Here is a 16238-nt window from a genome sequence, read left to right as displayed (position 1 = left end):
GTCCACCAGCCGGCCCAGCTTCTCGACCGCCCCCGCGAAGCGCAGCGCCTGCTCGTCGTTCAACCCGCCGGCCGTCCCCACCGGCACCGTCTCCAGCAGCGTCGCGGTCGTGGCCTCCACCACCCGGATCGGATCAACCTCATCGGGCTGATCGACGTCGGGATCCGAGGCCAGGAGCGTCATCGCACCCGAAACCTCTCCGAGAACAAACCTACGTTGGTGAACATGCCTCAAGTGTAGCAAGAATAGAAGAAGAATGCGAGAGAAGTTCACGCAAAGTTGAAGACGTTTTTCGTCGCATCCGTTGTCGACGCGGTTGTTCCCGCAGAAACTGCTCACTCGCGGAAGGATGTCCCGGCCCGCCGCCGGCGGCCCGAGGGGAACGACGAGGACGGCCCGGTTGAAGCAGGGGCTCGCAAAGATGACGAAAGGGCTGACAATGAGCCGCGGCATCCGCTATGGTATGTAATATATTATTGCTGTGAGGGCAGCGCCACATGGCCGCCCGAACAGCAGCGCGACCAGCACAAACTCCAGCATCCGAAGGCGGACGGCATGACCAACGACGTGATCATCGTGGGAGCGGGAATCGTTGGCGCCGCCTGCGCTCGCGCCCTCGCGATGGCCGGCTTCGACGTCACCGTCATCGACCGTGGCACCACCGCCGGCGGCACGTCATCCGCGTGTGAGGGAAACCTCCTCGTCTCCGACAAGGGGCCCGGCCGCGAGCTCGAACTCGCGCAGTACGCGGCCACCCTGTGGACGCAGGCGGCGGTCGACCTGCGCACCGAGCTCGGGCCGGACTTCCCGTCGGTCGAATACGACCCGAAGGGCGGTCTCGTCGTCGCCACAACGGATGCCGGAGCCGCGCCGCTGCTCGCCTTCGCCGCCGGCCAGCGGTCGGCCGGGGTCGACGCCCGGGTTCTCGACAGGGCAGAAGCTCTCAGCCTCGAGCCCGACCTCGCCCCTGACTTCCGCGCCGCCGTTTTCTATCCCGAGGACTCCCAGGTGCAGCCGACGATCGCCACCGAGGCGCTCATGGCGTCAGCCCGACGCCACGGCGCCCGGCTCATCGAGAACACTCCCGTCACGGGGGTCCTGCGCGACTCGGCCGGCGCCCTTGTGGGAGTGACCACGGCGGCCGGCGAGCTCCGCGCCGCGCGCGTGCTCATCGCCGCCGGCCCCTGGTCGGGCGAGGTTGCCGCCTCGTTCGGCCTCGTACTCCCCGTGTTGCCGCGCCGCGGCGAGCTCCTCGTCACCTCCCGCATGCGGCATCGCATCTTCCACAAGGTCTACGACGCCGACTACGTGGGCGCGGTGGGGTCGAACGACAGTGCACTGCAGACGTCGAGCGTGATCGAGTCCACGGCGGGCGGCACCGTGCTCATCGGCTCGTCACGGCAGCAGATCGGCTTCGACTGCCGGTTGCAGGTCGACGCCCTCGCGGGCATCGCCGCCAAGGCGCTCCGCCTGTTCCCGTTCCTCGCCGGCGCCGCCGTCATGCGCACCTATGGAGGATTCCGGCCGTTCATGCCCGACCATCTGCCCGTCATCGGTGAGGACCCGCGCCTGCCCGGCCTCTGGCACGCCGCCGGCCACGAGGGCGCGGGCATCGGCCTGAGCCTCGCCACCGCCGAGATGATCCGCGACCTCATGCAGGGTCGCCCGACCCGGCTCGACGCGGCACCCTTTTCACCGGCGCGCGACTCGCTCGCCCCCCACCTCGAGCAGGCCGCCTGATGGCCCCGCGTCTGCTGGCCGCGGGCGACGACCCCGTGCGTCCGGGGCCGTCGACCCCGCTCACGATCGACGTCGACGGCGAACCGGTGACGGGCATCCGGGGTCAGAGCCTGGCCGGCGTCATCCTGGCCGGCGGCACCCTCGCCCTCCGCCGCACCTCGGTGCACGGCGGGCCCCGCGGTGTCTTCTGCGGTATCGGCGTCTGCTACGACTGCCTCGTCGAAGTGAACGGGCAGCGTGACGTGCGCTCCTGCCAGCGCCGCGCCGCCGACGGCGACGTGGTGCGCACCCAATACGACCCACTGCCCGAGGCGCCCGAGGGAGACCACGCATGACCGCCGTGCTCGTGATCGGAGCCGGCCCCGCCGGGCTTGCCGCAGCCCGCGCGGCGCGCGCCCGCGGCGCATCCGTCACCCTGCTCGACGCGGCCGACGAACTCGGCGGCCAGTTCTGGCGCCACCTGCCCGCTTCCCGCCCGGCATCGAACGAGCGCGTGCTGCACCACGGCTGGGACACCTTCCGCGATCTCGCCGAGACCCTCGAATTCGACGACGGATGCCGCATCCTGCGTCAGGCGAGCGTGTTCGCGATCGAGACGCGCGGCTCGGGCCCCGCCGAGGTGCATATCGTCGTCGGCGAGGCCGACGGCGCCGGCCGCGATCGGCTCGTGCTGCGCCCCGACGCGATCGTGGTCGCGACCGGAGCGCACGACCGCACCCTTCCGTTCCCGGGCTGGGACCTGCCCGGCGTGTTCACGGGCGGCGCGGCGCAGGCCCTGGCCAAGAGCGAACGCCTCGCGGTGGGCGAGCGCGTCGTTGTCGCCGGAGCGGGCCCGTTCCTGCTCCCCGTCGCGGCCTCCCTCGCGGCCACCGGGTCGCGCGTGGTCGGCGTCTTCGAGGCGAACCGCGTTCCGGCGCTCGTGCGCGGGTGGCTGCCGAAGCCATGGCAGTTGTCCGGCGCGGTGAGCAAGGGCGGCGAGCTCGCCGGCTACGTCTCCGGGCACCTCCGCCACCGCATCCCGTACCGGCTGGGCCGCATGGTCGTCGGCGCCCACGGCACCGACCGCGTCGAGGCGGTCACGATCGCCGCCGTCGCCCCCGACTGGACGCCGATCCCGGGCACCGAGCAGCGCATCGAGGTCGACGCGGTGTGCGTGAGCCACGGCTTCACACCGCGTCTCGAGCTCGCCATCGCGGCCGGTTGTGCGCTCACCGCCGACCGCTTCGTCGAGGTCGACGCGGGCCAGGAAACCAGCGTGCCCGGCGTTTATGCGGCGGGCGAGGTCACCGGCATCGGCGGGGCGGACCTCGCGCTGGCCGAGGGCACCATCGCCGGGCACGTCGCTGCCGGCGGCACCCTCACCGATGCCGAACTGCAGCGCCCGGTGCGCCGCCGCACCACCTTCACCCGGTTCGCCGAGCGGCTCGACGCGGCCCACGGCATCCGCTCGGGCTGGCCCGCCGTGGTCACCGACGACACGATCGTCTGCCGGTGCGAGGAAGTGACCTACGGGCAGCTGCGACAAACGGTCTCGAGCACCGGGTCGCGGTCGCTGCGGGCGCTCAAGCTCAGCACCCGGGCCGGCCTCGGCATCTGCCAGGGCCGCGTCTGCGGGCGGAGCGTCGAAACGCTGCTCGCCGGCTGCCAGCCCGACGGGCTCCTCGGCGATCCCGTGAGCACCGACCGTCGGCCGATCGCCGGCACGATCCGTCTCGGCGAACTCGCCGCGGCGCCCACCACCGCGCTCCCAACCACATCCACCCCATCCCCATCGATAGAAGGAACCCCATGAGCCAGACATTCGACCTCGGCGGCGTCATCGTCGCCACCACCCTCGCCTTCACGGAAGACGCGTCGGCGCCCGCCGGCCTCGCCGTCGACTACGACAAGTTCGCGGCACACTGCGACTGGCTGATCAGCAACGGATGCCGCGGTGTCGGCCCGAACGGATCGCTCGGCGAGTACTCTTCCCTCACCGACGACGAGCGCCGCAAGGTCGTGCAGACCGCGGTCGAGGCCGTCGGCGGGCGCGGGCTCGTGGTCGCCGGCGTGCACGGTGTCGGCTGGCACCAGGCGCAGCAGTGGGCGCAGAACGCGAAGGACGACGGCGCCGACGGCGTGCTCCTGCTGCCGCCGACGATCTACCGGGCGAACGAGTCGGAGGTCATCGAGCACTTCAAGCGCGTGGCCGAAGTGGGCCTGCCGATCATGGCCTACAATAACCCGTTCGACACCAAGGTCGACCTCGTGCCGAGCCTCGTGGCCAAGCTCGCCGAGATCCCCGAGGTCGTCGCGATCAAGGAGTTCTCCGGCGACGTGCGCCGCGTACTCGAGATCAAGGAGCTGTGCGACATCGACGTCATCTGCGGCGCCGACGACCTACTCTTCGAGTCCCTCGTCGCCGGCGCGACCGGCTGGTTCGCGGGCTACCCCAACGCCTTCCCGCGCGAGGCCGTGGAGATCTACACGCTCGTCAAGGACGGCCACATCGAGGAGGCACTCGAGCTCTACACCGAGCTCGTGCCGGTGTTCCGCTGGGACTCGAAGACCGAGTTCGTGCAGGCCATCAAGCTCTCGGTCGACCTCGCCGGCGGCAGCTACGGCGGCCCCACCCGCCCGCCGCGCGGGCCGCTGAACCCCGAGCAGGACGCCCAGGTGCGCGCCGACACCAAGCGCGCGCTCGACTACATCGCCACCCGCGGCTAGCTCGCCTCCTGCAACTGCGCGGGTTGAACGCCGCTGCGCGGGCTGAATTCAGCCCGCGCAGCGGCGTTCGGCCCGCGGAACGCGAAAGTGCGCCCGGGCCACGCCGCGGTCAGGCGGCGCCCATGAGTTACTGAGAGGATTGCCCTATGCGTTCGAAACGGATGTTCACCGCCGTCGACTCCCACACGGAGGGGATGCCGACGCGCGTGGTCACCGGTGGTGTGGGCGTGATCCCCGGCGCGACCATGAACGACAAGCGGCTGTACTTCATGGAGCACCTTGACGACATCCGTCTGCTGCTCATGAACGAGCCGCGCGGGCACGCCGCCATGAGCGGCGCGATTCTGCAGCCGTCCACCCGGCCAGACGCCGACTGGGGCGTCGTCTACATTGAGGTGTCTGGCTGCCTGCCCATGTGCGGGCACGGCACCATCGGCGTCGCGACCGTGCTCGTCGAGACCGGCATGGTGCAGGTCGAGGAGCCCGTGACGACGATCCGCCTTGACACACCCGCCGGCCTCGTCATCGCCCGCGTCGCCGTCACCGACGGGCACGCCGACTCCGTCACGATCGAGAACGTGCCCTCGTACAGCGTGCGGCTCGACGCCGAGGTGGAGGTGCCCGGCTACGGCACGGTGCCATACAGCCTCGCGTTCGGCGGCAACTTCTACGCGATGGTCGACCTCGACGCGGTGGGCCTGCCGTTCGACCGCGAGAACCAGCAGGAGATCCTGCAGGCCGGCCTCGCCATCATGGAGGCGATCAACCAGACCGACCCGCCGCGGCATCCGCTGATCGAGGGCGTCGATCACTGCCACCACGTCGAGTTCATCGCCCCCGGCTCGACCGCGCAGCACTCCCGGCATGCCATGGCCATCTACCCCGGCTGGTTCGACCGCTCGCCGTGCGGCACCGGAACCTCCGCACGCATGGCCGAGTTGTGGGCGCGCGGCGAGCTGGGCCTGGGCCAGGATTTCATCAACGAGTCGTTCATCGGCTCCCGATTCGTCGGGCGGCTGGTCGAAGAGACCACCGTCGAGGGCATTCCCGCCGTGATCCCCACCGTGACCGGGCGCGCCTGGGTCACCGGCATCGGCCAGTACCTGCTCGACCCGTCCGACCCGTTCCCCGCCGGATTCCAGTTCTAAGGAGCACCATATGACTGACACCGCCACGACCGCCGACACCACGATCGAGGAGCTCGACACTGTCGCCCAGCGGGCAACGGATGCCGCGGCCGGCTGGTCGCAGACCTCGCCCCGCGAGCGCGCGGCCGCCCTGGTCGCCGCCGCCGACGCCCTGCAGGGCAACGCCGACGAGCTCATCGGGATCGCCGCCGACGAGACCGGCCTGTCGACGGCGCGCCTCACCGGCGAACTCAAGCGCACCGCGGTGCAGCTGCGCCTCTTCGCCGACGTCGTCGTCGACGGCGGCTACCTCGATGTGCGCATCGACGAGGCCGACCCCGACTTCGTGCTCGGCCCGCGTCCCGACCTCCGCCGCTTCCTCGTGCCCGTCGGTCCGGTGCTCAACTTCGCGGCGAGCAACTTTCCGTTCGCGTTCTCCATCGCCGGCGGAGACACCGCGGCCGCGCTCGCTGCCGGCTGCCCCGTGGTCGTCAAGGCGCACCAGGGCCACCCGCGTCTCTCCGAGCGCACCACCGAGGTCGTCGCCGAGGCACTCGAGTCCGCAGGGGCGCCGGCGGGCACACTGCAGGTGATCTTCGGCCGGGACGCCGGCGTGACCCTGCTGAAGGACGAGCGGATCAAGGCGGGCAGCTTCACCGGCTCGATCAAGGCCGGCCGCATCCTCGCCGACATCGCGGCGGCACGGCACGCGCCGATCCCGTTCTATGGGGAACTCGGCAGCGTCAACCCCGCGTTCGTCACGCCCGCGGGCCTCGCCGAGGAGTCCGACGCCATCGCGACCGGCTTCGTCACGAGCGTCGCCGGCTCGGCCGGGCAGCTCTGCACCAAGCCCGGGTTCCTGTTCCTGCCCGCCGAGCACGGGCTCGGCGAGATCATCACGAGCGAGGCCCAGAAGGTGCCCGAGCACCGGATGCTGTACCCCGGCATCGCGCGCGGGTACGCCCAGCGCCGCGACGCCATCCTCAGCACTCGCGGCATCACAGTGCTCGCGGAGGGCACCCTGCGTTTCGACGACGAGGGCCAGGCCTGGGCGACTCCGACTATTGTCAGTGTCACCGCCGACCAGCTCGAGAAGCACCGCGAGAACCTCCTCGATGAGGCCTTCGGCCCGCTCGCGATCGTCGTGGAGTACACCGACGAGGACGAACTCGCGCCCGTGGCCGACGACCTGTTCGAGGGCAACCTCACCGGCACGGTGCACGCCGGCTCCGGCGAAGACTCCGAGGCGCTCCGTTCGCTCGTGCGCTGGCTGGAAGGCCACACCGGCCGGGTGCTCTTCGGCGGATGGCCGACAGGCGTGGCGGTGACGCCCGCGATGCAACACGGCGGACCGTACCCGGCGACGAGCAATGACGCCGGCACCTCCGTCGGCACCGCCGCGATCTCGCGCTTCATGCGGGCAGTGACCTACCAGGGCGCGCCGCAGAGCCTGCTGCCCGCGCCGCTGCGGGACGACAACCCGTGGGGCGTGCCGCAGCAGCGCGCGGCGGCCGGCGAGTCGAGCGACTGGGGTTCCGCCGCCTCCTGAGCGGCGCCCGACCTGTCCGTTTCGACGGACGCGAGCCCGGTTCAGGCGTGCTGGCCCAGCTCGGCCAGCACTTCCGGCAGCCCGTCGACGAGCTCACGGGCGAGGTACCCGGTCGGTCCCACGCGCGCCGTGAGGCGGTCGCCGGCTGCGGCGTGCAGGTGCGTACCCCAGCAGGCCGCCTGCTCGGGCGAGGCGCCGCGGGCGAGGAGGCCGCCGATCGCGCCGGCGAGCACGTCGCCGCTCCCGGAGGTCCCGAGCCCGCCCTGCCCCGAGTCCGCCCGCCACCGCTGCCCGCCGGGTGCGGCGATCGTGCCGAAGCAGGTCACCACCGCCCCGTAGCGCTCCGCCGTCTCGGCGAGGTCGTCGGCGAAGGCCTCACCGTCGTCACGGACGTCCCGCCCCAGCAGGCGTGACGCCTCGCCCTTGTTGGGGGTCAGCACGAGGCGCCCGTGCCAGGGCGCGAGCTCGTCGGCGAGGCGCGGCACAACCCCGAGGGCATACGCGTCGAGCAGCACGGCGGTATCAGGGCCGACGATCCCGAGCAGGGTGCGCACGAGCCTCTCCGCCTCGTCGCCGTCGTCGAGCCCCGACCCCACCACGACCGCCTTCGCGCCCGCGAGGTTCTCGGCCAGCCGCCCGGCGTCGTCACCGCGCACCGAGCCGTCCCCGGTCTCGGCGAGGCCGGTCACTCCCGACTCCGGGACGGCGATCGCCAGCGGCACGGCCACCGACTCGGCGACCGCCATCGACAGCCGCCCGGCGCCCACGCGCAGTGCGGCCGTGCCGGCCAGCAGGGCGGCGCCCGGCGTCTGGCGGGCGCCGCCGATCACGAGCACCGTGCCGCGCGCATACTTCGAGTCCGCCCCGCGAGGCAGGGCCCACTCCCGCAGCAGCGCGGGCGTGAGGGTCTCAGTGCGGGAAGGCATCGCGGTTCCCGGTGTGGGCCGTGACGGGCGTCTCCGACTGCTCCAGGTGCGCCACCGAGTTGTAGTCGCTGACGGCCCACGAGCCGTCGTCCCGCCGGTCGAGAATGCTGACCGACGCGTTCAGCAGGGGCGTGGCGCGCGCCAGGGCCAGCACATCCGTTTCGGTGAGGTGCTCACAGAGGTAGCGCACCAGGGTGATGACCGCGTCGTGGCTGACCACGAGCATCCGCTCGCCGTACGCCGGGTGGTCGACGTCGCGGAACAGCGAGCGCACCCGCAGGGCGACATCTGCCCACGATTCGCCGCCGGGCGGCCGGTAGTAGAACTTGCCGAGGTGCCGGCGGCGGGCGGCCTCCTGCGGCAGGCGCGTTTCCACGCCGGTGGTGGTCAGGCCGTCGATGATGCCGAGCTCCCGGTCGCGCAGCCGCTCGTCGGTCTGCACCGGAAGCGCGACGCGCTGGTTTTCGAGCGCGATCTGGGCGGTGCTCGCCGCGCGCCGGTACGGCGACGACAGGACCGAGGTGGGAAAGCGGTCGTCGGGCAGCGACCGGAGCCAGTCGCCGACCGCGACCGCCTGGCTCTGGCCGGTATCGGTGAGCGGAACGTCCGCGTCGCGGTGCGACAGGTCGATGACCTCGGCGCCGGTACGCTCGGCGGCGGTCGCGGCGACGTTCGCCGAGCTCTCGCCGTGACGCACCAGCAGCAACGATGTCAGCCCCATGACCCGAACATACAACCGGTCTGCGCCGCCGCAACGAGCGGGATCGTCCGGCCGCGGCCACCGGTGTGCATGCCTGTGCCGCACGTCGGCTGCGGCGTAGCCTGACGATATGGCACAGGACAACGAGCACGCGGGGGGCGAGCGCCGGGCGCCCGCCGTTCTCTTCGACATCGACGGCACGCTCATCGATTCGAACTACCTGCACGTGGAGGCGTGGAACCGCGCGTTCACGGCCGTCGGGCATCCGGTCGACTCGTGGCGCATCCACCGGGCCATCGGCATGGGTTCCGACAAGCTGTTGCCGGCTCTTATCGGTGAGGATGCCGCGGCGCGGTTCGGCGACGAGCTGCGGCACCTGCACAGCACCTACCTGGCCGAGACCGCCTCGCTCGAGCGCCCCTTCGCCGGAGCCAGGGAGCTGCTCCGAGCCGTGGCGGCCCACGGCGTGCAGGTCGTGCTGGCCACCTCCGCGTCGCCCACCGAACTCCAGACCCTGCTTCAGGCGCTCGACTGCGACGAGTCCATCTCGGTGGTCACCTCCGCCGGCGACGTGGGCGAGGCCAAACCGGCACCCGACATCCTCCAGGTCGCGGTCGACAAGGCCGGCATCTCCACCGGGCAGGCGGTCATGGTCGGCGACGCCGTGTGGGACGTCGAGGCCAGCAAGCGGGCCGGCATTCCGTGCGTGGCGGTGCTGAGCGGGGGCACCGGTGAGGCGGCACTGCGCGACGCCGGTGCGGTCGCCGTCTACGAGGATGCCGAGGCGCTCCTCGGTGCCCTCGACAGCTCGCCGCTCGCTGCGCTGTGGGGGAGCGGGACCAACCAGACGATCAGCGGCTGAGCCGTTACCCGAGATCGGGTCGGGGCGCAGCCCCTTGTCGCACACCGATTGCGGAGTAGCGTCAGCAACGTAGGGGCAATCCCTCACACGAAGAAAGGTCCGACAATGAACCTCTTGCTCATCATCATCGCCGTTGTTGCCGTCATCCTGTTGATCACCGGCGGATTGGGATCCTCCCTGCACTTCCTGCTCTGGATCGGCATCGTGCTCGCGATCATCGCCGTGATCCTGTTCCTGGTCCGGATGCTGTCCGGACGCCGGGGCGTCTAGCTCCCGCACCACCGCCTTCGGGGGAGGGCCGCGCGATTCGTCGTGCGGCCCTCCCGCACGTCAGGGGGCGGTTCCGAGGGGCTCGACCGGCTCCGGTACGGGCCGCTTCGGCGGGCGTCCATCGCCCGAGGAGCGCCCGGTGAGCCGGCGCCCGATCCACGGCAACACGTAGGTGCGGTAGTACTGCCCGCCACCCTGAACCTGCTCGTTCGCCGGGGCCTGGCCCGCAGCATCCGCGCGCCATTCGCCGGGAACCGGCACGCCGAGCGCCGTGAGCACATTCGACGCCACCCGCGTGTGCCCGCGGGCGTTCAGGTGCAGCTTGTCGGGTGACCAGTAACCACTGGAGGCGAGCTCGGCGTCCGTCCAATTGTTCACGAGGGTGATGTCCGGCCGGCTGAAGAGGGCGCGGCCGGCGGCGGCCATCTGGTCGCCTCGTCGCTGCAGCAGGCCGCCGAGCGGGAGGTGGCGTGACGGGTTGGGCCCGCTGAGCAGGAGCACATGCGCTCCCTCCTCGCGCGCGCGGTCGACGACCCGCTCGAGCAGGCCGATGACGTACGACAACTCCACCTTCGGGCGCATGAGGTCATTGCCGCCGCCGCAGATGCTGATGAGGTCGGGGCGCAGGGCGAGGGCCGGTTCCAGCTGCTCGTTCACGATCGGGCCGAGCAGCTTGCCGCGGATAGCGAAGTTCGCGTAATCCACCGGTGCGCCGGCCGCCGTTGCGAGGCCGAGCGCCACGAGGTCGGCCCAGCCGCGCACCTGCCCGTCGGGGAGGTCGTCGCCGACGCCCTCGGTGAAGCTGTCTCCCAGGGCGACGTAGCGCGTGAACATCCTGCAAGTCTGCACCCACGGCATCCGTCTCGCCAACGCTCGTCTTTGGCGCACGGGCGGCATCCGCTCGTGTCCTCCTAACGGTCGACTGGTGCCTCGTTCAGGGGGTTCGTAGCCTTACGAGCACGAACCGGCTCCACGGAGCCGCCGAAGATCAGGAGAACGATGTTCAACCTTCCTACGAGCACAAAGACGAGCACGAGGACACGAACGAGAGGACGCGGCCTGGCAGCGGGCATCGCCGTGACGGCGGCTTTCAGCGCGACCGTCCTCGTTCCCGGCGTCGCATCCGCTGCGCCTGCCGCACCGGAACGCGTCGCGGTCGCCGAGCCGGTGGCGGGCCCGCTCATGAACTACGCGGTGAACGCCACCCAGGCCAACCGCGGCCAGACGCTCAAGGTCGAGCGGGCGGTGGAAGCGGCCGGCGGCACGGTCATCGAGTCTTACGCCGAGATCGGCGTGGTGATCGCGCAGTCCGACAACGCTGCGTTCGCCGACTCCGTCGCCGCGCAGCAGGGCGTGCTCTCCGTTGGGGCCACCCGCACCGCCCCGGTGACGGCGGACGACCCCACGTTCGGCGTGAATGACCCGCTGGCCCACGGCGAATCGGGCAACCACCCGGCCGACAAGAGCACGGCGAAGACGAAGGATGCCGGCGTCGAGGCCCTCGGAACGGTCGCCGCGGACCCCGGCGAAAGCCTGCAGTGGGACATGACGGCGATCGGCGCCGACAAGGCGCACGAGGTCACCGACGGCGACCGGAGCGTGCTCGTCGCCGTGCTCGACTCGGGGATCCAGGGCGACCACCCCGATCTGGAGGCGAACATCGACACCAGCGCCTCGGCCAGCTGCCTCTCCGGAGTGCCCGACACCAGCTATGACTCCTGGCAGCCCACCACGAGCTCGCACGGCACCCACGTCGCCGGCACGATCGCGGCGGCGCGCAACGGCGTCGGCATCGTCGGCGTCGCGCCGAACGTGCGCGTCTCGGCGGTGAAGGTGGTCAACGACGACGGGTTCATCTACCCGGAGGCCGCGATCTGCGGCTTCATGTATGCGACAGCCACCGGCGCCGACGTCACCAACAACAGCTACTACATCGACCCGTGGATGTACTGGTGCGATGACGACGCCGACCAGGCGGCCGTGAAGACGGCCGTGGACCGGGCCGTGCAGTACTCGCAGGAGCACGGCGTGCTGAACGTCGCCGCCGCCGGCAACGAGAACACCGACCTCGCGAACAAGACCGTCGACACCACAAGCCCTGACGACACGACGCCGGCCACGCGCCCGATCAACGCCGACTGCACCGACCTCCCGGCCGAGCTTGACGGGGTGGTGACCGTGGCGTCCACGACGCAGGCCGGCGAGCGCTCCAGCTTCTCGAACTACGGGCTGGGCATCATCGACGTCGCAGCGCCCGGCTCGCGGATCCTGTCCACCGTCGCCGGCAGCGGTTACGCCTACTACTCCGGCACGTCGATGGCCTCCCCGCATGTCGCGGGTGTCGCCGCCTTGCTGAAGTCGGCGCATCCGGAACTCAGCGGACCGGCGCTCGGCGACGTCATCGCCGCCCAGGCCAACGACGTGCCGTGCCCGGCGGCCGCGACGGCGTGCACCGGCACCACCGAGGACAACGGCTTCTTCGGCGACGGCCTGGTCGACGCCCTCGAGGCCGTCAGCTGACCTGACGAACGGATGCCGTGGGGCGCGTCGGCAGCAGCCGGCGCGCCCCACGCACGTCTAGAGGCGCGAGCCCTGGGATGAGGCGCGGCATTCGTTGTCGGTCAGAGGTCGGCGATCAGGGTCCGTTCGAAGCCGATGGCGCTCTCGTAGTGGCCGTAGTTGCCGATCTCCACGAACCCCAGGCGGCGGTACATCGCCAGAGCCTCGGGCTGAGCGTACCCGGTCTCCAGGCGCACGCGCCGATAGCCGAGTCCGCTGGCGATCGACTCCAGCTCGGCGAGCACGGTGAGGGCGTGGCCCTGCCTGCGGTACGCGGGGTTCGTCCACATCCGCTTGACCTCGGCGGTCGCGTCGTCGAAACGACGGATGCCGCCGCCAGCGACGGTCGTGTCGCCGTCGCGCAGCACCACGAAGGCGCCGCTCGGCGGGTCGAACTCGGCGGCGGGCACGTCGTCGGCCGCGTCACCGGGGCCGTAGCGCACCTCGTACTCGAGCCGGAGACCGGCCAGTAGGGGAGCGACCTCCGGGTCGCCGAGCCGGACGCGCACGATTTTCACTCGTCCCATTCTGCCAGTTCGCACCCGGTCGCCCTCTCGCCCCAGGTCCGCATCCCCGTGAGGGGCCAGCTTTTCCTAGTGAGGGGGCGCTTGCACTAGGTAAAGCTGACCCCTCGCACGGCGGGCGAGGGGGACGGGACGGTGAGGGGGACGGGACGGTGAGGGGGACGCGGACAGCGGGCGGAGGGCGGGGGGGTGGGGGCCGTGTCCCGGGCGGGCCGTAGACTCGGGGGGTGGCAGTTAACCCCGAAATCCAGGGGCGGGTCTTCCCGCCGACCGCACCGTACCTGGTCGGGCGCGAGAAGGTGCGCGAGTTCTCCCGCGCCGTCTTCGCGACCGACCCGATCAACCTCGACGCCGAGGCGGCTCGCGCCGCTGGTCACGCCGACGTCGTCGCACCGCCGACGTTCGCCGTGGTGGTGCAGGAGGCGGCGCTCGCCCAGCTTCTCGCGGAACCCGGCACGGGCATCGACTTCAGCCGCGTCGTGCACGGCGACCAGCGCTTCAGCTTCACCCGCGCCATCGTCGCCGGCGACGAGCTCACCGCAACGCTCACGGTCGCTGCCGTCAAGAGCCTCGGCGCCCACTCGATGGTCACCGCCCAGACGAGCATCGTCGACTCCGAGGGCGCCCACGTCGTCACCGCCACCTCCACCCTCGTCGTCAGGGGAGACGAATGACCCAGGCACCTGACCTCAGCTCCGTGTCCGTCGGCGATGTGGTCGCCGAGGCGACCTTCCCGCTCACGCGCGATTCGCTCGTGCGCTACGCCGGCGCCTCCGGTGACTTCAACCCGATCCATTACCGAGACGACGTCGCGGCATCCGTCGGCCTGCCCGGCGTGCTCGCCCACGGCATGCTCACCATGGGGCTTGCCGTGCAGCCGGTCGTGGCCTGGGCGGGCGACCCGGCGCGGGTCGTGGACTACCAGGTGCGGTTCACCCGCCCGGTCGTGGTCGACCCCGAAACCGGCGCCCTCGTGACCGTCGTCGCGAAGGTCGGCCAGCTCGACGCCGACGCGCGCACCGCACGCATCGACCTCACCGCGAGCGCCGCCGGGCAGACCGTGCTCGGCAAGGCGCAGGCGCAGGTCGACCTCGCCCGATGACGAATTCCAGCGTGACGCCCGTCGCCCTGAGTGAGCTGACCACCATGCGGGTCGGCGGCGTTCCCGCGGCCATGCTCGAGCCCGGCAGTGAGCAGGGGCTCGTGGATGCCGCGCTCGCCGTCTGGGCCGACGGCGGCGAGTGGATGCTGCTGGGCGGCGGGTCGAACACCGTCGCCGCCGACGAGGGCTTCGACGGCACGGTCATCCGCGTGGTGACGCAGGGCATCGAGCGGCTGCCTGCCGATGGGGCGACGGATGCCGCGGTGCGGCTGCGCGTGCAGGCCGGCGAATCGTGGGACGGCCTGGTCGCCCACGCCGTGGAGCAGGGCTGGTCGGGCATCGAGGCGCTCTCCGGGATTCCCGGCTCCGTCGGTGCCGCCCCCGTGCAGAACATCGGCGCTTACGGGCAGGAGCTCGCCTCGAGTCTCGTCGCCATCGACTTCCTCGAGGAGGAGTCCGGCGAGCTGCGTCGCATGGAGGCCGCCGAGCTCGCCCTGGGGTATCGCACGTCCGCGCTCAAGCAGGGGCTGCGCGGAGTGGTCGTCGCGGTCGAGCTGCAGCTGCGCGAAGCTCTCGCATCCGCTGACGGAACGCCGCTCGGCGAACCGGTCGCCTACCCGCAGCTCGCCGGTGCCCTCGGCGTGCAGCAGGGCGACCGGGTACCGCTGGCCGACGTACGGCAGAGCGTGCTCGCCCTCCGCGCGTCGAAGGGCATGGTGCTCGACGCCGCCGACTCCGACACCTGGAGCGCCGGATCGTTCTTCACCAACCCCATCGTCACCGAGGGTTTCGCCCGCGCCCTGCCCGCGTCGGCCCCGCGCTGGCCGCTCGGCCGGGAGCTGCCCGACCGGGTCATTCCGCTGGAGGAATACGCCGGCGTCGGGCCGGTGCCGGGTGCCGACAACCCGATGCTGGTGAAGCTGAGCGCCGCCTGGCTCATCGAGGCGGCCGGCATCGCCCGCGGCTTCCGCCTGCCCGGGTCACGCGCCGCCATCTCGAGCAAGCACACGCTGGCCCTCACCAACACCGGTGGCGCCACAGCGGATGAGGTCGGCCAGCTCGCGCGCTTCGTTCAGGGCCGGGTGGCGGCTGAGTTCGGCATCATCCTGCAGCCCGAGCCGGTGCTCGTGGGCCTGACGCTGTAGCCGCCTGCCACAGGTGCATGGCCGCGTAGGAGCGCCACGGCGCCCACGCGGCTGCGCGCTCGGCGAGAGCGCGGTGACCCTGCGCCTTGTGCAGGCCGTCGTGCACGACGCCGACCGCGCGTGCGCCGGCCAGCAGGGCCACGTCGCCGATGAGCCAGGCGTCGGGGTCGTGCAGCACTCGCATGGCGATGTAGGCCGCCGTCCACGGCCCGATGCCCGGGCGGGCCAGGAGTTGCGCGCGCATGGCAGCGGGGTCGGCGTTGTGGTGCACGACGAGCTCTCCGTCGGCCAGGGCGCGGGCGGTACCGACGACCGACCGGATCGACTGGCCGGGCAGCCGGAGCGGCCGGTCGGGGTCGAGGGCCTGGCCCGGTGCCGGTTCGGGCAGCGCTGCGATCTGGGCGGGTGCGGGGAAGAGCCGGTCGAGGCCGGGGATGCCCGACTCGTAGGGGGACCCCACCTGCGCTGCCAGGCGGCCCAGGTGGGTGCGAGCCGCGGCAACGGAGATCTGCTGTCCGACCAGTGCGCGCACCACGAGCTCGTGCGGGTCGACGGCGCCTGGCACCCGGATGCCAGGGGTTCGCGCCACGAGCGGGGCGAGCGCGGGATCGCCGGCCAGCGCCGCGTCGATCGCGGCCGGGTCGGCGTCGAGGTCCAGCATCCGCCGGATGAGAGCCAAAGCGGATGCCGCGTCGGCGTCGCGCGTGAGCTCAAGCCGCGCTCGCACGCGCCAGTCGGACTCGTTCACCCGGGCGGCCGTGACCTCGATCGCGCCAGGACCGCCGGGCAGCGTGAGCGTGCGCGCGTATCGCAACTGGCGTTCGTCGGAGAGATCTGCAGCCTCCACGCCCTCCACCGCTCGAACGGCGAGGAACCCGAAGACCCCGCGGGCGTCGAACGGCTCCCGCACCGGCAGGTCCACGTCGACGGGCAGCCGGGGCGCCGTCCTCGCGTGCTCGGGCGCCTGTCCGTCGTTCGTGCTCACCGGTCCATCCTCTCGTGCCGGAGGGCCGCCGACCGGGCGTCCG

Annotated in this window: 18 protein-coding genes; 12 read left to right on the top strand and 6 right to left on the bottom strand. The window is 71.8% G+C overall.

Features of this window, described 5'->3' with window-relative positions; all coding sequences use genetic code 11:
- Positions 1-183 (bottom strand): hypothetical protein (locus EEJ31_RS13365; protein WP_148040190.1); only part of this gene is annotated, 183 nt, incomplete at its 3' end.
- Between the two features lie 372 nt (positions 184-555).
- On the opposite strand from EEJ31_RS13365, the gene EEJ31_RS13360 reads away from it, so the two are divergent.
- The 6 genes from EEJ31_RS13360 to EEJ31_RS13335 all read left to right on the top strand — a co-directional run bounded on the left by EEJ31_RS13360 (position 556) and on the right by EEJ31_RS13335 (position 7122).
- Positions 556-1740, top strand: a complete 1185-nt coding sequence (locus tag EEJ31_RS13360) for an NAD(P)/FAD-dependent oxidoreductase (protein WP_123046782.1) — start codon at positions 556-558, stop codon at positions 1738-1740.
- Complete coding sequence (locus tag EEJ31_RS13355) at positions 1740-2075, top strand: (2Fe-2S)-binding protein (RefSeq protein ID WP_123046781.1); 336 nt, start codon at positions 1740-1742, stop codon at positions 2073-2075. Before EEJ31_RS13360 ends, EEJ31_RS13355 begins: the two co-directional genes overlap by 1 nt.
- Positions 2072-3532, top strand: coding sequence for an FAD/NAD(P)-dependent oxidoreductase (locus EEJ31_RS13350; protein ID WP_123046780.1), 1461 nt, complete (start codon positions 2072-2074; stop codon positions 3530-3532). The genes EEJ31_RS13355 and EEJ31_RS13350 overlap by 4 nt, the downstream gene beginning before the upstream one ends.
- On the top strand, positions 3529-4446 hold the full coding sequence (locus tag EEJ31_RS13345; protein WP_123046779.1) for a dihydrodipicolinate synthase family protein: 918 nt from the start codon (positions 3529-3531) through the stop codon (positions 4444-4446). The genes EEJ31_RS13350 and EEJ31_RS13345 overlap by 4 nt, the downstream gene beginning before the upstream one ends.
- A 146-nt stretch (positions 4447-4592) precedes the next feature.
- Positions 4593-5594: a proline racemase family protein gene (locus EEJ31_RS13340; protein WP_123046778.1), complete on the top strand. Its 1002-nt coding sequence runs from the start codon at positions 4593-4595 to the stop codon at positions 5592-5594.
- A gap of 10 nt (positions 5595-5604) precedes the next feature.
- Positions 5605-7122, top strand: coding sequence for an aldehyde dehydrogenase (NADP(+)) (locus EEJ31_RS13335; protein ID WP_123046777.1), 1518 nt, complete (start codon positions 5605-5607; stop codon positions 7120-7122).
- 41 nt (positions 7123-7163) lie between these two features.
- Here EEJ31_RS13335 and EEJ31_RS13330 read toward each other — a convergent pair whose 3' ends face one another.
- Together EEJ31_RS13330 and EEJ31_RS13325 are read right to left on the bottom strand one after the other, a co-directional pair.
- Complete coding sequence (locus tag EEJ31_RS13330; protein ID WP_123046776.1) at positions 7164-8048, bottom strand: NAD(P)H-hydrate dehydratase; 885 nt, start codon at positions 8046-8048, stop codon at positions 7164-7166.
- A complete protein-coding gene (locus EEJ31_RS13325) occupies positions 8032-8769 on the bottom strand; it encodes a histidine phosphatase family protein (RefSeq protein ID WP_123046775.1) in 738 nt (245 codons plus the stop codon). Before EEJ31_RS13325 ends, EEJ31_RS13330 begins: the two co-directional genes overlap by 17 nt.
- Positions 8770-8878: 109 nt before the next feature.
- On the opposite strand from EEJ31_RS13325, the gene EEJ31_RS13320 reads away from it, so the two are divergent.
- The gene (locus tag EEJ31_RS13320; RefSeq protein ID WP_123046774.1) at positions 8879-9610 is read left to right on the top strand and encodes an HAD family hydrolase; all 732 of its coding nucleotides are present in this window, start codon (positions 8879-8881) and stop codon (positions 9608-9610) included.
- A 105-nt stretch (positions 9611-9715) separates the two neighbouring features.
- Positions 9716-9880, top strand: coding sequence for a DUF2207 domain-containing protein (locus EEJ31_RS14035; RefSeq protein ID WP_148040189.1), 165 nt, complete (start codon positions 9716-9718; stop codon positions 9878-9880).
- Positions 9881-9940: 60 nt separating this feature from the next.
- Here EEJ31_RS14035 and EEJ31_RS13315 read toward each other — a convergent pair whose 3' ends face one another.
- Positions 9941-10714: an SGNH/GDSL hydrolase family protein gene (locus EEJ31_RS13315; protein ID WP_123046773.1), complete on the bottom strand. Its 774-nt coding sequence runs from the start codon at positions 10712-10714 to the stop codon at positions 9941-9943.
- Between the two features lie 243 nt (positions 10715-10957).
- Between EEJ31_RS13315 and EEJ31_RS13310 the strand changes: the two genes are divergently transcribed.
- A complete protein-coding gene (locus EEJ31_RS13310) occupies positions 10958-12400 on the top strand; it encodes a S8 family serine peptidase (RefSeq protein ID WP_233563909.1) in 1443 nt (480 codons plus the stop codon).
- A gap of 101 nt (positions 12401-12501) precedes the next feature.
- Here EEJ31_RS13310 and EEJ31_RS13305 read toward each other — a convergent pair whose 3' ends face one another.
- Positions 12502-12957, bottom strand: coding sequence for a GNAT family N-acetyltransferase (locus EEJ31_RS13305; protein ID WP_158603964.1), 456 nt, complete (start codon positions 12955-12957; stop codon positions 12502-12504).
- 233 nt (positions 12958-13190) lie between these two features.
- On the opposite strand from EEJ31_RS13305, the gene EEJ31_RS13300 reads away from it, so the two are divergent.
- From EEJ31_RS13300 to EEJ31_RS13290, 3 genes are read left to right on the top strand one after another with little or no spacing between them, the layout of a single operon-like run.
- On the top strand, positions 13191-13637 hold the full coding sequence (locus EEJ31_RS13300) for an FAS1-like dehydratase domain-containing protein (protein WP_123046770.1): 447 nt from the start codon (positions 13191-13193) through the stop codon (positions 13635-13637).
- A complete protein-coding gene (locus EEJ31_RS13295) occupies positions 13634-14065 on the top strand; it encodes a MaoC family dehydratase (protein WP_123046769.1) in 432 nt (143 codons plus the stop codon). The genes EEJ31_RS13300 and EEJ31_RS13295 overlap by 4 nt, the downstream gene beginning before the upstream one ends.
- Positions 14062-15210 carry a UDP-N-acetylmuramate dehydrogenase gene (locus EEJ31_RS13290; RefSeq protein ID WP_123046768.1) on the top strand — a complete coding sequence of 383 codons (1149 nt, stop codon included), beginning with the start codon at positions 14062-14064 and terminating at the stop codon, positions 15208-15210. Before EEJ31_RS13295 ends, EEJ31_RS13290 begins: the two co-directional genes overlap by 4 nt.
- Here the strand turns inward: EEJ31_RS13290 and EEJ31_RS13285 are convergent.
- On the bottom strand, positions 15167-16195 hold the full coding sequence (locus tag EEJ31_RS13285) for a DNA-3-methyladenine glycosylase family protein (protein WP_233563908.1): 1029 nt from the start codon (positions 16193-16195) through the stop codon (positions 15167-15169). The genes EEJ31_RS13290 and EEJ31_RS13285 overlap by 44 nt on opposite strands.
- Between the last annotated feature and the right edge of the window lie 43 nt (positions 16196-16238).

The organism is Cryobacterium tepidiphilum, from assembly GCF_003716325.1.
GTDB lineage: Bacteria > Actinomycetota > Actinomycetes > Actinomycetales > Microbacteriaceae > Cryobacterium > Cryobacterium tepidiphilum.
The sequence above is the reverse complement of the archived record's forward strand: the minus strand, read 5'-3'. Positions and strand labels throughout refer to the sequence as shown.

Bases quoted from the DNA above. Each gene is read 5' to 3' on its own strand.
- EEJ31_RS13360 (WP_123046782.1), top strand. From the start codon at position 556: ATGACCAACGACGTGATCATCGTGGGAGCGGGAATCGTTGGCGCCGCC.
- EEJ31_RS13355 (WP_123046781.1), top strand. From the start codon at position 1,740: ATGGCCCCGCGTCTGCTGGCCGCGGGCGACGACCCCGTGCGTCCGGGG.
- EEJ31_RS13350 (WP_123046780.1), top strand. From the start codon at position 2,072: ATGACCGCCGTGCTCGTGATCGGAGCCGGCCCCGCCGGGCTTGCCGCA.
- EEJ31_RS13345 (WP_123046779.1), top strand. From the start codon at position 3,529: ATGAGCCAGACATTCGACCTCGGCGGCGTCATCGTCGCCACCACCCTC.
- EEJ31_RS13340 (WP_123046778.1), top strand. From the start codon at position 4,593: ATGCGTTCGAAACGGATGTTCACCGCCGTCGACTCCCACACGGAGGGG.
- EEJ31_RS13335 (WP_123046777.1), top strand. From the start codon at position 5,605: ATGACTGACACCGCCACGACCGCCGACACCACGATCGAGGAGCTCGAC.
- EEJ31_RS13330 (WP_123046776.1), bottom strand. From the start codon at position 8,048: ATGCCTTCCCGCACTGAGACCCTCACGCCCGCGCTGCTGCGGGAGTGG.
- EEJ31_RS13325 (WP_123046775.1), bottom strand. From the start codon at position 8,769: ATGGGGCTGACATCGTTGCTGCTGGTGCGTCACGGCGAGAGCTCGGCG.
- EEJ31_RS13320 (WP_123046774.1), top strand. From the start codon at position 8,879: ATGGCACAGGACAACGAGCACGCGGGGGGCGAGCGCCGGGCGCCCGCC.
- EEJ31_RS14035 (WP_148040189.1), top strand. From the start codon at position 9,716: ATGAACCTCTTGCTCATCATCATCGCCGTTGTTGCCGTCATCCTGTTG.
- EEJ31_RS13315 (WP_123046773.1), bottom strand. From the start codon at position 10,714: ATGTTCACGCGCTACGTCGCCCTGGGAGACAGCTTCACCGAGGGCGTC.
- EEJ31_RS13295 (WP_123046769.1), top strand. From the start codon at position 13,634: ATGACCCAGGCACCTGACCTCAGCTCCGTGTCCGTCGGCGATGTGGTC.
- EEJ31_RS13290 (WP_123046768.1), top strand. From the start codon at position 14,062: ATGACGAATTCCAGCGTGACGCCCGTCGCCCTGAGTGAGCTGACCACC.